The organism is Caulobacter sp. DMC95 (genome assembly GCF_056313785.1).
The window spans coordinates 700,664-715,516 of sequence record NZ_JBQUZP010000002.1; the positions used below are offsets into that span (position 1 = coordinate 700,664).

A 14,853-nucleotide genomic window follows, 5' to 3' on the forward strand; every position below is an offset into this window, starting at 1 on the left:
GCTTTCGCGATCCGCGTCAGAATTCCGCCGTCAGACTAAGGCTCCAGGTGCGGGGGCGCTGAGGCGTGACCTGGCGAACTTGGCCGAAACTGAAGGGGTTGCCGTAGGCGAAGGTGTCGCTGGAGCTATTCCAGGGGTTGCTGACGAAAAGCGCGGCCCTCCAGCCCTGGGCCAGGATCTGCGCCGATAGCTTGCCGGTGTAGTAGCCGCCCATCGAGGGCGAGTACCTCGGATCAAAGGTCAGCTGCGACTTTCCGACATAGCCCGTCTCGGCCGTCAGCATCAGCGAGGTCCAGGGCGACAGCGGTCTTTGGTAGATGGCGAGACCGCCGAACGACACGTCCGGTACGCCGGGGAGCCGGGCGGTGTCGCTAATTCCGTAGCCGGGTTCGATACGCGTGAGCTTCGGCCTGTTGAACAGCGCGTTGCCACTGATTGTGAGGCGCGGCGTGATCCGCCATGAGGCTTCCACCTCGACGCCGCGGTTGCGACCATCGCCAATGTTAGCGGTGTAGGAAAGGCCGGACCCGAAGTACTGGTCTGTCTGGATGTCGCGCCAGTCCACCAGGAAGAGAGCGGTTCGAACGTTCACGCGGCCGCGCCAAGGATCCAGCGACAGTCCGATCTCGTAGTTGCGCAAGTGATCCGGCCTAAACATCCGGCGCGCCTCGCTCGGCTTCAGCAAGCCGCCCGAGTTGAAGCCGCCCGCCCTGTATCCTTCCGAGGTCAGGACGTAGATTAGCCCGCCCCCCTCGAGGTCTCGCTGCAGGGAGAGTTTTGGCGAGAAGCCGCTGAAGGAAGCCCGTTGATCCAGATCGCGCGATTGCCCTGGGGGAGGCACGAGCACGCCTGAGCGGGTGTGAGCGGTCGTCTTGAACGCGCGACCGCCCAGCGCAGCCTTCCATCCGTCGCCCAGATCGAACGTGGTTTCGCCGTAAAGCGCGTACTCGTTCAGGCGGTCCTTGCGGTCTTCGTTGTAGAGCCCGAGGGACACGGCGCCGGCGCGCGCGCGCAGTTCGGATGCGCTCTCCTCGACGGTGGTCGCGGTGAACGCGCCCAGCATCCAGCGGAGCCGGCCGATCGCCGGACCCGTGTAGAACAGGTCTTCGACCGCCATGCGAAGCCGTGCGCTCTCATCGTAAAGCCCGAGTTCCAGGGCCCCTTCCGAGAACTGGCTCAGGGAAAGCGTGGCGTCATAGCGGCTGGCGTAGTTGTGGCTGACATAGCCGGTCACCGACTCGAAATAGCCCCAATCGCCCGAGCCGCTGATCTTCAGTGAGATTTGCCCCAACTGATTTCGGTGGGTTTCGCGGACCTGATTGGCCCGGCGCGGCCCCCCAGCCGCGAGCGTGACGTACTGAGTGTCCTTCGAGGAAACGCTTTGCCGAGCGGCCCCCAGCTTGATCCGCCAGTCTCCCTGATCCAGTCGCCAAGCCACCCTAGCGCCCCGTCGCGCGGTCGTGTCGACATTGGACAGGCGCAGGTTGACGTCGTCGAGATAGCCCCCGTCCCTGTCGTTATAGATCACCACTCGGGCGGCCGAGGCTTTGCTGGTTGGCGCATTGACTACGCCTTCGAAGCGATAGCTGGGCGAGCCGGACTCTGTGCTGGCGGCCGTAGCGCCTGCTGATGCGGAGAACACCCCAAGTTCAGGGGCGCGGGTCACGATCCGATAGATTCCGCTCAGCGAACCGCCCCCGTAGAGCGCGCCTTGGGGGCCGCGCAGGACCTCGACCCGGTCCACATCAATCAGTCGCAGGTCCGGGTCAGGCGCGTTGTAGTTGACGGGTATGTCGTCGAGATAGGTGCCGACGGTCGATTGGGTCCGTCCCGTAAATGTCCCGTCGGACAGCCCGCGCAGCAGGATCTTGTTTCGGGCCGCCCCGAGATTTGTCGTTATGAAGCCTGCCGTTTGACGGGCCACCGCGCTGGTGTCGGTTGCGCCCGAGTCCTGCAGTCGCGTCGCTTCGATGACGCTAACGCCGCCGGGCAGGCTACCCAGGCGTGGCGGTCGCTTGCCGGCGTTGACGGTCAGGGGGGCGAGCAAGGCGACCGACTCGGCCAATCGCGTGGGGTCTGGTGATCGCGGCCGCAGAACCGTCGTCGAGGGGCGCGGCGAGAACCTTACGGTTCGGGCGTCGACGAAGGTATAGGCGCAGCGCCTTCCCGCGATCGCCCGATCCAACGCCTCATGCAGCGCGAAAGTCCCGACGAGGGGAATGCCTGGCCCCGCGCAGGCTTCAACGCCCCCGATGCTGACGCCCATGCTAAGGCCCAGCTCAATCAAGGTTTCAGCAGTGGTTGGCTTGCGGATGTCGAGCCGCGCGCGCGGCTCCGCCGCCGTCGCGGATGTGCTTACGCCCAGACCCAGAACGCTGGCGGCGAAGAGGAAGCCGACGCCTCGCAGGATCAAACCGAGCGCTGGGCGCTAGTTTGTCGGAGACGGCCTTCCGCGCAGAACAATCGAGTCATCAGTCGGCGTCGCCGAAATCGGCAGGAGGCTAGAGAGGCGGCGGACCATGGCATCCTGGTCGTCGACGATCAATACGCCGGAGAATCTCAGACGGGACGCGCCTTCGCCTTCCAGGCGCAGGGGGCGGTCGAAATACTGGTTTAGGTCGCTGACAATCCGTCCGAGAGGCTGGTCGCGATAGACTAGACGCCCCGAGCGCCAACCTAACTGATCCTCGGCTGACACGGCGCGTACGACGACGCCTTTGGCGCCCTCACGATGTTCGAGCATCTGGCCAGGCCGCACCTGGACCGGCTTATCCGCGCCTTCAGCGGACACCTCCACCAAGCCGCGCAGAACCGTGACCGACAGCTGGCCGTCGCGCCGCCGGACATCGAACTTCGTGCCGATGACCTTAACAGTGTCGTCCCCGGCGGAGATCAGGAACGGGCGGTTTGGATCGCGCGCCACCTCGAACAGGGCCTGGCCGTCGTGAACGGTCACCCGGCGAGCGTCCTCTTCCAAACGTACGGAAAGATGAGAGTTCGTGTTGAGGTCGATCCGACTGCCGTCCGCGAGCTGGATGGTCCGGCTTTCGCCCTTAGCCGTGGTGTAGAGCGTGTCTGGCTGGGGCAAGAGCTCCCCCCAGGGCGCCAGGACCAACGCGACGGCGGCCGCAGCCGCAACCGTTCCCAGACCGCCCAGCCAGCGCCAGTCGATCCGGAACGGCCGCTTGGCTGCGGCGCGCCTTGGCTCGGACAGCGCCCCCCGCACCGCCGCGCCTCGCTGGAAGATTTCCTCGTCGACAGCCTGAACAGCGTCATACGCCGCCTGAGCGCCGGGCTCGCTGAGCCAGGTGTCGAACGCAAGCCAGTCGGCCTCCCCTGCCTCCGGGCGCTGCAATCGGATCAACCAGTCGGCCGCCTCTTGCAGATGTTGCGCTGACCGGCTCATCCGGTGTGGCTCCAACGAGGATCCATCATCCCCAAAAGGCTCGACGTCGCCAAAGAGGCCCGTCCCCCATGTGACAGTGCATAAATCAACGCAGTCGCCTCGTCAGCGTCGCTAGGGCCGAACTGATATGCTTTTCGACCGTACTGACGGTGATGTTCATTCGGCGGGCTGTTTCCGCGTGCCCAAGCCCTTCCAGCTTGTGCAAGGTGAACGCCCACCGCGTTTTCTCCGGAAGGTCCGCAACGGCTTCGACAAGATCGCGCAGCCGCTGACGGCTGTCGACGACCTCGTCCGCTGCGGGCTGGTCGGCGACGTCCTGTCCCGCCAGGACCGTGATATTGGCGTCGCGCCAGTCGGTGTCGCGAGCGCCGGCGCGTTTCTGGCTGCGCAGCCGGTCCAGCATGAGGTTCGAGCCAATGCGATGAAGCAGGGCGGCCGGACTTTCGATTGGACCGGCGATCTCCATTCCGCTGATGCGAAGATAGAGGTCCTGGACCAGATCCTCGGCCTCCGCACGCGAGTTCAGGCGCGCGGTGAAGAAGCGCACCAGATTGGCGCGCTTTTCCGCATACAGACTTAGCAACACGGCCTTGGGCGCGTCCGTGTCGCTCAAGAGATCACTCACGTTCGGCAACCATCGCCATCCCCTCGAAGCGCAGCAATATCCATCTTTTTGGCCGAAAGAAGATACAAACTTGCGCGCGAGCGCATGCCTCGCTCGGCGTCTTAAGCCTCCGGCGCTCAGGGCGGCCAGCGCTGGAGCAATGTAATGTATTGTAAAATGGACGTCGCGATCCCTGGTCGGGCGAGTGTTCCTGTCCTTTAACCATGGCTCGGGTTTTGGGAGAACGCCATGACGCGGAGCAGGATAAGCGCCCGGCCGCTCTTACTGGCGCTAATGGCGCGCCAGGAAATGAGCTCGACGAGCGGCAAGATCGCCCGGCGAGGACCCTCTAGATCCCCCTCCGTTGATGGCCGGCCAGGGTATGATCTCTCCCGCCGCGGCTTGGCGCTTGTCAGCGTGGTTGCGTCTCTGGCGCTTTGGGGTGGTATCGCTTGGGGTTGGTCGGTGTTGAGGCTGCTGCTGAGGTGATCTCGCAACTGTGCTATCGTCCAGCCCGCATGATGGGGCGAGAGACAATGCGTGAACCGATCGTTCTTTTGCTTCTATGCGCAGGTTTGTTAGGCGGCTGCGCCTCGCCGCGCGCGATTGGGCGAGGGGATTTGACGGCCGTAATGGGAGCGTCCGCGATGGCCCACGGCGGTCTCGCCACGAGCCCGGAGGACGCCTATGCGCGCGCAGTCGAGAAGGGTGTTCTAGATCAGCTAGGCGCGGCCCAAACCCATGGCGCGGCTCCTTTTCTTGTGCAAGTCGGCGTCGCCCGTTCGCTTCCCGGGGTCGGCGTATCCAGCGCTGCTGACGTATCGGACCTTCAGGCTTGGCGTAGCGCGGGTGACACCGACCCCTGGTGGCGCTTCTGGGTGAGGCCAGAAAGCAAGCGCGCCGTCACGATGGCTGTGGTCGATACGCGAAATGGCAAGACCATCGCGTGGTCTTCCGCAGAGGTCCGTGACGAGCCGCCCGAGATCATCGCCGAGCGTCTGCTCAAAGCCCTGGCTAGCGCTCCCAAGCTCTAGGGACATTCGAATCCAGCGCTGGACGGTAAGCAGCTGACGGGCCTTTCGACCGTCGATCTGTTTGGCGGATTTAGGAGGCGGGCGCGCCGTGCCGTGGCAGCCGCACCGTGAACTCCGCGCCAACGCCCGGTTCGCTGCGGCATGACACCTCGCCGCCATGTCGAGCGACAGCCGCCTGCACGAACGCCAAGCCCAGGCCGACGCCATTGCCTGTCAGCGCGTGGCCCGGGCGCTCGAAGCGCTGGAAGGGGCGGAAGGCCGTAGCGGCCTCCTCACGCGAGAACCCTGGTCCCTGGTCGGCGATGGCGACGCTGACGAGAGGGCCGCTGGGAGAAGGCTGCTCGGACAGGGTGACAGTGATCGTCGATTCCGCCGGGCTATATTTCACCGCGTTGCCGAGCAGGTTCACCAGGGTTCGCGCCAGGACGCTCCGATCCCCCAGGACCATCAGGGGGGCCTCGCCGCCAATCTGTTCGATCCGGATTTTTCGCTGCAGAGATTGGGGCCATACCTCGTCGATCGCCTCGACCGCCACATCCGCCAGATCCAGCGGCTCCAGCGACACCGGCGTCACTTCGGCGCGCGCGAGTTGCACGAAGCCGTCGGCCAGGGCGAGCGTGCGGCGGGCGTAGGCGGCGATGCGATCGGCCGTTTCTTGGGGCAAGTCGGGCGTCGTCGCCAGCAGGGCCAGGATCGAGGTTTGCGGCGAGCGCATGTCGTGGGTCAGCAACTGCAGCGCCTGTTCGCGCTGGCGCATCGCGGCGGTGAGGATCGATATGTCGGCGAGGCGTACGATCCATCCCGCCGGCGCGCCCCGCTCGTCGCGCCGAAACACCGTCTGCAGCTGGAAGGCTCGTCCGTCGGGCAGGTGAAGGTCGATCGGGTCATGACGATCCGTGGCGTGGGGCCAATCCAGCTCAAAGCGCCGACCAAGAGGGTCCAGAAGATTGATCAGGTCCGCCATAGACGCCCCATTCAGGGCTGTTTGTTGGGGCCTGAACAGCGTCTGGGCCGCAGCGTTCGCCGCGATGACCCGGCCCCGCTCATCCGCGACAAGCGTCGCGTCCGGCAGGCTGAACAGGGCGTCTGCGGAAAAGCGGCGCAGGTCGTCCATATGCGTGATGGCCTCACCAAGGCTGGAGGCCTGGCGCGTGACGACGTCGTCGGTGAAAGCGGGGGAGGGGGCGCCCCGTCCGCGCACGACGGACCGGACGCGCGCGAGCTCGCGCCCGATCAAGTCGTTGACCCGCCCCAGTTGGCCCCAGCCCCATAGCAAAGCGACAAGCTTGAGCCCGATGACCGTGGCGATGGGCGAAAGCCAGATATGGCCCAGCCAAAAAAGGGCGGCGCAGTAGCCTAGGCCCACCAGGCAAAGGCCGATGGTCAGCAGGAGGTTGGCGCGCGGCGGCAGAGCCAGAAAGCCGATCATCAGCAGCCAGAGCAGCGTCAGGCTGAAGGCCGCTCGGCTCCATGGGCCGGCGGGCTTGATCATCCGGCCATGGCGCAGCGCGTCCAGAATACTGGCCTGCAACTGCACGCCGGTCATGCTGGCGGCGTCCGGTGTGACCGGCGTGGGGAAGGCTGGGCCAAGGCCCGGCGCGGTCAAGCCGACGAACACCGTGCGCCCGGCGATCAGCTCGCGAGGGACCTCGCCGTCGAGCACGCTCGCGAAGCTGACATGGCGGTAGATCGACGGCGGGCCAGCGAACGAGATCAGAAGCGTCTGGTCGTCGCTCCGTGTCACGTCTGGTGAGCCCGTCGGACGTGTAGCCCGGTGAACCACGGTCATCAGGTCGGGCTTTAGATTCGGCCCGTTGGCCTCGAATGGCGCCACCCGGCGGACGACGCCGTCGTCGTCGAAGCGAACGTGCGCCAAGCCTACGCCAGCGGCGCCCCGCGCAATCTCGGGGATCGAACCGACGATGCGCGATGGCGCGTCCTGACCCTCATCAATCAGGAATTCCGGGAGATACACGCGTCCGGACCGGGCGATGGCCTCGCCCAGGGCGCGGTCCTGCGCAGGATCCTGCGCGGGCTGGCTGAACAGCACGTCATAGACGATGGCGCGCGCGTCCGCCTGGCTCAGTTGGTCGATCATTCGCGCATGGGTGTCGCGCGCCCAGGGCCAGGCCCCCATTCGGGCGAGGCTGCGATCATCGATATCGACGATGAGGATGGAGTCGTCGGCAGGCCGTGTATTGGCGCGCGCCAGGACGTCATAGAGGACGTTGTCGACCCGACTGGGCGGACTGACCGCCAGCAAGGCGAACACCAGACTGGCGGCGATCGCCAGCCAGAGCCAAGACAGCCGACGCTTGTTGGGGGGCGACGGCCGGGAGGCGAACGGCTTCACCTCCCGATCTGCAGCTGTTGCAGCGGCCCCTGCTTCTCGGTCATCACGCCGTCCTTGAAGCGCAGCGCGGTCACCCGCCACGCATAGGCGCCGGGCGGCAGATCGGTGAGCGTGAGGAGCGGCTCGGTCAGGCCAGGCTGATCGACCACCGGGGTTTTCTCGTCGCCAGCGGCGAACATCTGGAACCTGTAGTTTCTGACGCCGTCGCCCGAGGCGCTCCAACGGAACAGGAACTTGCGGTGCTTGCCGTCGCGGCTGTCGCTGGGCGGCGCGGCGTCCAGCGTGTTCAGGTCGCGATCAAAGCTGTAGTCGGCCGGGAAACCTTCCAGGCCGCCTAGATCAATGGCGGTCAGGCGCACGAAGTAGGTGCCATTCGCCACCTGACCGAAGTCGGCGACCGGATTCCGCTGAGAGGTGGTCTGGGTCGTCGCCTCGGCGAAGATGTCGATGAAGCCGGCGTCGCGGGCCAGCAGCAAGCGGTACGACGCCGCGCCCTCTACGGGCTCCAGGCTGAAACGGACAAGGGCGTCGTTCTGGGTTTGGCCGCCGGCGCCCAGCTTCGGCGCCGGCAGAAGCTCGACCGGCGCGCTGACGCCGTCGGTTGAGGCGCTGACGCCGAAGCCGGCCTCGATGGGCGCGCCCTCTGTTGCGGTGACGCCCGCATCGACGCCGACGGCGCCTTTCAAGACCTCGGTCTGCGCCCTGTCGGCGGCGGCGCCAACGCGGAACTCTGTGCCGCGGACCGCCGAGACTGACACCGGGGTGCGGACCTCGAAGCGTGCGCCCGGCGTGGGTGTCGGGGTCGCTGAGATGACGCCTTTGCCTTGCTCCAGCTGGAACACCCGCTGGGGGGCGTTGTTGATCAGCACTTGGCGCAGCTTGGCGATCCGCACCCGCGTATTCGAGGGCAAGGTGACGCGGGAGGCGTCTTCTAATTCAAAGGTGGCGAAGGCGCCGGGACCGGTGATGATCCACTGACCTTCCGACAGAGGCATGCCGACCCGCGCCGGGGCTCTCTGGCCGTTCGTCTCGATCTGCACAGGGCCAGTGAAGGCCGATAGCGTCGCGGCGATCGGCGTCGACTTCAGGAGGTTGGGGTCGATGTTCAGCCGCGAGCCTGGCCGCAGTCGCCGCGGCTCCTGGACGCCATTGGCTTTCTGAACCCGCCGATAGTCGCTGGGCCGGTTCAGGTAGGCCTGACCCAGGCCTATCAAGGTGTCGCCGGGCTTGACTACATAGGAGACGGGCGGTTCGGCCGGCGGGACCTGCGCCCAGGCGTTCGTCGCGCCCAACAGCGCCAGAACCAGGAGACTCGCGCCTGCGGCCTTGATCATGCTCAGTCTCCCCCGCCCACCGTATCCGGGTCGCATGCCTCAAGACGATAGCCGAAACCGTAGACTGTGCTCAGCCGGAATCCGTTGCTGGGGCGCAGATGCAGCTTTGAGCGCAGTCGTGACACGTGGGCGTCGAGGGTGCGTGTTTCGAGGTCAGGCCTCTGTCCCCAGATCCGCCGCAACAGGTATTCGCGCGACAGGGGGCGCGACAAATTGCTGAACAGCAGCGAGGCCAGTTGAAACTCCTTGGGCGTCAGGGCTTCGACATGGCCGTTCCAACTGGCGGTTTGAGCGCCGGGGTCTAGGCGATACTGACCATACTGTTCGGCCTGGGGTTGGGACGGCGGGCGATGGATGCGGCGAACCACGGCGTTCACACGCGCCAGCAGCACCTGCGGCTGCAAGGGCTTGACGATGTAGTCGTCCGCGCCGGCGTTCAGGCCCTCCACAAGGTCAGCCTCCACCGAGCGGCTGGTCAGCAGCAAGACCGGCGGTGCGGTCAAGGGATCTTCGCGGAGAAGCTTCAGCGTCTCCACGCCCGACAGCTCGGGCATGTTCCAATCCAGGATGATCAGATCGAAGGTCTGCTTGCGTAGTTCTGCCAGCAGGCGCGACGGCGAGGTGAAGCTGGTGCAGACAAAGCCGGCGGGGTCCAGAACCGAAGCCACGAGCGAATTGTGACTTTGGTCGTCGTCGAGCAGGGCGACTTTCATAAGCTCACTTAAGCTGGGAAGTGGCGCGTCCCGCGGGGGAGCGGAACGCGCCGCGGGCGACTCGCCGTCGGTGGGGCGACAAGCAGGCGTCCAGCTCTTCATCTGTACCTTGCTCCGCCCCTGTACGCTCGACCTGAGGCGGCATTTTTACAATGGTTTACAGTCCGGTCGAGCCACCTTCGGCATGCGAGCCGACGACCAAACCCACGGCGGGGGCGAGGTCGCCGACAGGCCTGACCTCGACCGTGCGAAGGCCGAGCCACTGGGCCATGAGCGCCAGTTCCGCCGCCAGCGCTCTGGGTGTCTCCTCGTCGGCATGGGGCTCAGCATGGGCCGCAAGCACCAACAGCCGTCCCGCTTTGCGATCGGCCTTGAGGTCCACGCGCGCCGTGATCCGCTCATCCTGAAGGAAGGGCAGGACATAGTAGCCGTGGGTGCGCTTGTGGGCCGGCGTGTAGATTTCAAGGCGCACGCGTACGTCGAATAGGCGCTCGGCGCGCTCGCGAAACCAGATCAGGTTGTCGAACGGCGAGAGCAGGGCGGTGGCCTTGATCGACCGCGGGCGACGGGCTTCCGGCCAGAGATAGGCGGGCTGATCCCAGCCCTTCACCTCAACCGGGACGAGGGCGCGTTCGGCGGCTAGGGCGGCGACGCCCTCGCGCGCATCGGTCAGATTCAAGCGGAAATAGTCGCGCAGGTCGCGTTCCGTCGCCACGCCCATCGCCCGGGCGGCGATCTTGAGCAGCGCGCGGCAAGCCTCGCCGCGTTCAGGCGTCGGAGTTTCGTGGATGGCCTTGGGCAAGACCCGCTCAGGGAGGTCGTAGACGCGCTCGAAGGCGCCGCGCCGTGTGGCGGTGGTCAGGCGTCCGGTCCAGAACAGGCACTCCATCGCGCGCTTGCCCTCGCTCCAGCCCCACCAGCCGCCCGCGCCTTTCGCGCCAAGCTCCAGGTCTGATGCGGCGAGCGGACCGCGCTGGTCGACGGCTCGCAGGGCCTCGTCGATGAAGTCCGCGTGGCTGCGCAGGAAGCTCGCCACGTTCTTCCAGACGCCTGCGCCGTCGCGCGCGTCCTGCATCCGCCAGCGCAACAAGGGGTGGGTGGCGAGCGGGGTCAGAGATGCTTCGTGGGCCCAGTACTCGGCGAGAGCAGGGTTGCGGCCCCAGGCGAGGTCTTCGAGCAGGGCGCGATCATAGGCCCCCAGGCGAGAGAAGAACGGCAGATAGTGCGATCGCGAGACGACGTTGACCGAGTCGATCTGCACCACCCCGAGGGCCTCGATCGTCGATAGAAGGTGACGCCTTCCTGGCTTGCTCGGGCGAGCGCGCCCGAAGCCTTGCGCCGCCAGCGCGATGCGTCGCGCGTCTTGAGGAGAGAGGGTTTCGACCATGGCGCCAGTTGAGCTTGGCGCTTACCGGGGCGCAAGGCGATGAGACCGCTACCATGAAGCTTGGCCTGAACGCCAAACCCCCCTACCGATGCGATGATCAATTCCCGGGAGAGCGCAGAATGGTCGCCATCGAGAAGGGCGGAGCACGCCTGGTGCTCGCGCCGCAGGTCGGCGGCGCGGTGGCGGCGTTTACAGTCGAGGGGCGCAACATACTGCGGCCGATGGCGGCGGGGGCTAGAGACGCCTTGCTGACGGCGAGCTTCCCGCTGGTTCCGTTCTGCAATCGCATTCCGAACGGCCAGTTCGTGTTTGATGGCCGGACAGTGGTCCTGCAGCCGAACCTTCAGGGGCATCCGCACCCGCTGCATGGCCAAGGCTGGCGCGCGCCCTGGGCCGTTGAAAGGGCTGAGGACGGAGAGGCTGTCCTGTCCCTTGAGCATATCGCCGGCGATTGGCCTTGGTCGTATCGCGCCGAGCAGGTCTTTGAACTGCGCGAAGCAGGTTTTCGGGCCACCCTAACGGTCATCAACACCGGTGAGAAAGCCATGCCTGCGGGCCTGGGTTTCCATCCCTATTTTCCTGCGAGGCCGGGCGAGCGCCTGGCGGCGCTCAACGACGGGGTCTGGCTGATCGACGCTGACATCTTGCCGACTATGCGCCAGGAGGGGCCGTGGGGACCCGACTGGGCCGCCAGTGCGCCTGTGGCTGGTCACGCGCTGATCGATCACTGCTACACCGGCTGGGACCAGCGCGCGGTGCTCAGCGCGCCGGGCCAGCCAGACACGATCATCACGGCTTCGGCGGACTGCGCTTGGCTGCACATCTATGTGCCGCCGGGCGAGGGCTACTACTGCGTGGAGCCGTGCGCCAGCCGCCCCAATCCATTCGGAGAGGGCGAGACCGGCATGATGGCGCTGCGCCCCGGCGAGCGGCGCTCGATCTGGATGGAGATCGTTACGGGCTGATCCCCGCCTGCGCCTTAAGGCGGGCGACCATATCGTTGGACAGGTAGCCGTCAGCGGGCAGCTGCTGGCTTTGCTGCCACGCACGTAGAGCGCGGCGGGTGCCTGCGCCGATCACGCCGTCGGCGGGGCCTGGGTTGAAACCCACCCGCGCCAGGGCGATCTGGGCGGCCATCCGATCCGACATCGACAGCGGCGTCTCCACCGGCCAAGGCGTGATGGGCGGCGCGCCGCCAGCGAACCGGTCGGCCAGCAGACCGATGCCCAGGGCGTAGGACGTGGAGTTGTTATAAGTCCGGATCGCGAAGTGGTTGGGCAGGGCCAGGAACGCCGGCCCCGCCGCGCCGGCCGGCAGGATCAGCATGGCCGGGGAGGCCGCGTCCTGCGCCGTCCAGGGCAGGCCGTCGGCGCGCCGCACGCCGCGGGCTTCCCACCAGGCCGGAATCTCCCGAGGGCCTTCGGTGACGGAGTAGTCGAAGCCAGGCGGCAGGATCACTTCCTTGGCCCAGCCCACGTTCCGCTTCCAGCCGCCACGGGTCAGAAGGTTGGCGGCGGAGGCCAGGGCGTCGGCGTCTGAACCCCAGATGTCGCGTCGTCCATCGCCGTCGAAGTCAACGGCCGTAGCCCTGAAGCTGGTCGGAATGAACTGGGTCTGGCCCATGGCCCCAGCCCACGACCCCTTAAGCTGAGCGCGTGTCACCTCGCCCGAGTCGATGATCTTGAGTGCCGCGATCAGCTCACCTTCGGCCCACGCGCGCCGGCGGCCGTCGGCCGAAAGGCTCACCATCGAGCGCACGACGTCGAAATTTCCCTGGAGCTGTCCGAACGCCGACTCCATGGCCCAGACCGCCAGGAGAATGTCGCGCGGCACGCCGTATCGAGCCTCGATCTCCGCCAGGAAGGGTAGCTGTTCACGCTTGTTGCGGCCGAGAGCGACGCGGTCTTCGCTGATCACGCCGCGGATGTAGTCGCCGACAGGTTTGGAGAACTCGGGCTGGCGGCTGTCGAGGCTGATCACCCGGGGGTCGGGAATCACGCCGCCCAGCTCGCGGTCGAGGAGATCCGCCGACAGCCCAGCGGCTAGGGCGCGGCCGCGGAAGTCCTGCATCCAGGTGTCGAAGGCCAGTTCGCCGGCCGGGACCGGCGTCTGCGGCGTCGGCGCGGTGGCGGCGGCCGCCTCGGCCTTGGGCGCGGGCGGCGGCGGAGGGCTGATTGCGGTCAGCGGTCCTTGCGGAGAGGTGTCCGCGCAGCCAGCGAGCAGGAGAACGAGAAAGACGCGACGATCCATGGCCATGGACTGGAAGCTACCGGGGTTCGTATGAAAGCTTCAATCACAAGCGCGCCAGACGCGTGAAGTTCCCGTCCGACGCCGCGAAAGACCCAGAGCGCATTGACTCGGGCCCGCGTCCTGACTATACGCACCGCCTCCGAAACACCCGGACGTTCCGGCCGTCGTCTTGTGCGCGCCCGAACCTCTCCGCTGAGTACAGACAGAGACGGTCATGAAGGTTCGCAGCTCGCTGAAATCGCTCAAGGGTCGCCACCGCGACTGCAAGATGGTCCGCCGCAAGGGCGTGATCTACATCATCAACAAGACCGACCCGCGCTTCAAGGCCAAGCAAGGCTGATGACGCGCCCTCGTCCCAGAGCCGTTCTCTGGGATGTCGGCAACGTCATCGTGCGCTGGGACCCCCGCGCACTGTATGCGAAGATCTTCAAGGAGCCGGCCGATCTCGACCGGTTCCTTTCGCATGTCTGCACGCTGGATTGGCATGTCGAGCACGATCGCGGCGTCTCGTTCGTCGACAACGCTGCGCCGCTGATCGACCGTTTCCCCGAACATGTCGAGCACATCCGCGCCTGGGATGAGCGCTTCCACGAGATGCTGTCTGGGCCCATCCCCGAGACGGCTGCGGTCATCGAGGCGTTGGCCGCTCGCGACGTGCCGCAGTTCGCCCTCACCAACATGCCGCAAAGCAAGTGGCCAATCGTTCAGGCGATTTCGCCCGCGCACTTCGGACGCTTCCGGGACGCTGTGGTTTCGGGTGACGAGGGGGTGATCAAGCCCGACGCCAGAATTTACGAGATCGTTCTCGAGCGCACAGGCCTGTCGGCGCATGATCTTCTGTTCATCGACGACAGCGCAGCCAACATCGCCTCAGCCCGTGACATGGGCTTTCACACCCATCACTTCACCGAGCCCGGCGCCTTGCGTGACGCGGTCGCCGGCCACGGCCTGCTCTAGGCGCAATCGGTCCCGCCTTGGACGGAATCGCGCTTCCCAGCAGGCCGCCTTCGCACTAGGTTCCGCGCCTCCTGAATTCCTGACTTTCGCGAGACGCTCCCATGGCCGACGACGCCATTCCCCACACCGACGTCCTGAACTCGACCGCCCAGGGCCAGCTGAAGTCGATCATCGAGCGCGTCGAGCGTCTCGAAGTCGAGAAGGCCGAGATCATGGAGCAGATCAAGGAGGTCTACGCCGAAGCCAAGGGCAACGGCTTCGACGTCAAGGTGCTGAAGAAGGTCGTTCGTATACGCAAGCAGGACCGGGCCAAGCGCCAGGAAGAGGACGCCATCCTGGACCTCTATCTGTCGGCCATCGGCGAAATCTAGATTTTTCAGCGTGCTTTGGCGTGCGGGGTGCGGGATAGTCTCCGGCCATGCGCGCCAAGCCGCCTGACCCCAAGGAACAAGCCAAACGCGCCGCGCTGAACGCCCTGAAGCGTGCGCGCCGCGCGGCTGAAAAGTCAGGCGTAGAGCTCTCCGAGTGGGAGGGCGAGTTCCTGAGCAGCGTCGCGCAGCGGGTGGAGACCTACGGACGCGCCTTCGCTGATCCGGAGAAGGGCGCTCGAGGCCAGGCCCTCTCTGGCAACCAGACGATCAAGCTCAAGGAAATCGTCCGGAAGGCCAAGGGCGAGAAGAAGCCCATGAGGCGCGGCAAGGGCTTTGGACAGTCGGGCCGCGCTTCGGCCACGACCTCTCAAGACGACGATTGATCTGCCGTCCTCCGGGCGTTAGGCGGCGTGTCACGGCGCGCAATTTACCCGTGCGACACGC

The 14,853-nt window shown here is 66.2% G+C and carries 14 protein-coding genes; 6 read left to right on the plus strand and 8 right to left on the minus strand.

Annotation, left to right across the window (positions count from 1 at the left end; genetic code table 11):
- Positions 1-16: 16 nt before the first annotated feature.
- The 3 genes from ACT53N_RS07345 to ACT53N_RS07355 all read right to left on the minus strand — a co-directional run bounded on the left by ACT53N_RS07345 (position 17) and on the right by ACT53N_RS07355 (position 4,019).
- The gene (locus tag ACT53N_RS07345; RefSeq protein WP_476063276.1) at positions 17-2,413 is read right to left on the minus strand and encodes a TonB-dependent receptor; all 2,397 of its coding nucleotides are present in this window, start codon (positions 2,411-2,413) and stop codon (positions 17-19) included.
- Positions 2,414-2,428: 15 nt separating this feature from the next.
- A complete protein-coding gene (locus ACT53N_RS07350) occupies positions 2,429-3,406 on the minus strand; it encodes a FecR family protein (protein WP_476063277.1) in 978 nt (325 codons plus the stop codon).
- Positions 3,407-3,491: 85 nt separating this feature from the next.
- Positions 3,492-4,019, minus strand: a complete 528-nt coding sequence (locus ACT53N_RS07355; protein WP_476063278.1) for an RNA polymerase sigma factor — start codon at positions 4,017-4,019, stop codon at positions 3,492-3,494.
- A 638-nt stretch (positions 4,020-4,657) separates the two neighbouring features.
- Between ACT53N_RS07355 and ACT53N_RS07360 the strand changes: the two genes are divergently transcribed.
- Positions 4,658-5,044 carry a hypothetical protein gene (locus tag ACT53N_RS07360; protein WP_476063279.1) on the plus strand — a complete coding sequence of 129 codons (387 nt, stop codon included), beginning with the start codon at positions 4,658-4,660 and terminating at the stop codon, positions 5,042-5,044.
- 70 nt (positions 5,045-5,114) lie between these two features.
- Here the strand turns inward: ACT53N_RS07360 and ACT53N_RS07365 are convergent, their stop codons facing one another.
- The 4 genes from ACT53N_RS07365 to ACT53N_RS07380 are packed head-to-tail and all read right to left on the minus strand — an operon-like array spanning position 5,115 to position 10,831.
- Positions 5,115-7,397 (minus strand): CHASE2 domain-containing protein, encoded by a 2,283-nt coding sequence (locus ACT53N_RS07365; RefSeq protein ID WP_476063280.1) that lies wholly within the window; start codon positions 7,395-7,397, stop codon positions 5,115-5,117.
- Positions 7,394-8,767 carry a FecR family protein gene (locus tag ACT53N_RS07370; RefSeq protein ID WP_476063281.1) on the minus strand — a complete coding sequence of 458 codons (1,374 nt, stop codon included), beginning with the start codon at positions 8,765-8,767 and terminating at the stop codon, positions 7,394-7,396. Before ACT53N_RS07370 ends, ACT53N_RS07365 begins: the two co-directional genes overlap by 4 nt.
- The gene (locus ACT53N_RS07375; RefSeq protein WP_476063282.1) at positions 8,734-9,546 is read right to left on the minus strand and encodes a response regulator transcription factor; all 813 of its coding nucleotides are present in this window, start codon (positions 9,544-9,546) and stop codon (positions 8,734-8,736) included. Before ACT53N_RS07375 ends, ACT53N_RS07370 begins: the two co-directional genes overlap by 34 nt.
- Positions 9,547-9,601: 55 nt before the next feature.
- Complete coding sequence (locus ACT53N_RS07380; RefSeq protein ID WP_476063283.1) at positions 9,602-10,831, minus strand: winged helix-turn-helix domain-containing protein; 1,230 nt, start codon at positions 10,829-10,831, stop codon at positions 9,602-9,604.
- A gap of 119 nt (positions 10,832-10,950) precedes the next feature.
- Here ACT53N_RS07380 and ACT53N_RS07385 point away from each other — a divergent pair, with 119 nt between their 5' ends.
- A complete protein-coding gene (locus ACT53N_RS07385; protein WP_476063284.1) occupies positions 10,951-11,796 on the plus strand; it encodes an aldose 1-epimerase in 846 nt (281 codons plus the stop codon).
- Here the strand turns inward: ACT53N_RS07385 and ACT53N_RS07390 are convergent.
- Positions 11,786-13,087, minus strand: a complete 1,302-nt coding sequence (locus ACT53N_RS07390) for a lytic murein transglycosylase (RefSeq protein ID WP_476063285.1) — start codon at positions 13,085-13,087, stop codon at positions 11,786-11,788. The genes ACT53N_RS07385 and ACT53N_RS07390 overlap by 11 nt on opposite strands.
- A gap of 208 nt (positions 13,088-13,295) precedes the next feature.
- Between ACT53N_RS07390 and ykgO the strand changes: the two genes are divergently transcribed.
- The 4 genes from ykgO to ACT53N_RS07410 all read left to right on the plus strand — a co-directional run bounded on the left by ykgO (position 13,296) and on the right by ACT53N_RS07410 (position 14,792).
- On the plus strand, positions 13,296-13,421 hold the full coding sequence (ykgO, locus tag ACT53N_RS07395) for a type B 50S ribosomal protein L36 (RefSeq protein WP_004616427.1): 126 nt from the start codon (positions 13,296-13,298) through the stop codon (positions 13,419-13,421).
- A complete protein-coding gene (locus ACT53N_RS07400) occupies positions 13,421-14,038 on the plus strand; it encodes an HAD family hydrolase (RefSeq protein ID WP_476063286.1) in 618 nt (205 codons plus the stop codon). Before ykgO ends, ACT53N_RS07400 begins: the two co-directional genes overlap by 1 nt.
- A 101-nt stretch (positions 14,039-14,139) precedes the next feature.
- On the plus strand, positions 14,140-14,409 hold the full coding sequence (gene gapR, locus ACT53N_RS07405) for a nucleoid-associated protein GapR (protein ID WP_010921151.1): 270 nt from the start codon (positions 14,140-14,142) through the stop codon (positions 14,407-14,409).
- Positions 14,410-14,456: 47 nt separating this feature from the next.
- Positions 14,457-14,792, plus strand: coding sequence for a hypothetical protein (locus ACT53N_RS07410; protein WP_476063287.1), 336 nt, complete (start codon positions 14,457-14,459; stop codon positions 14,790-14,792).
- Positions 14,793-14,853: the final 61 nt, after the last annotated feature.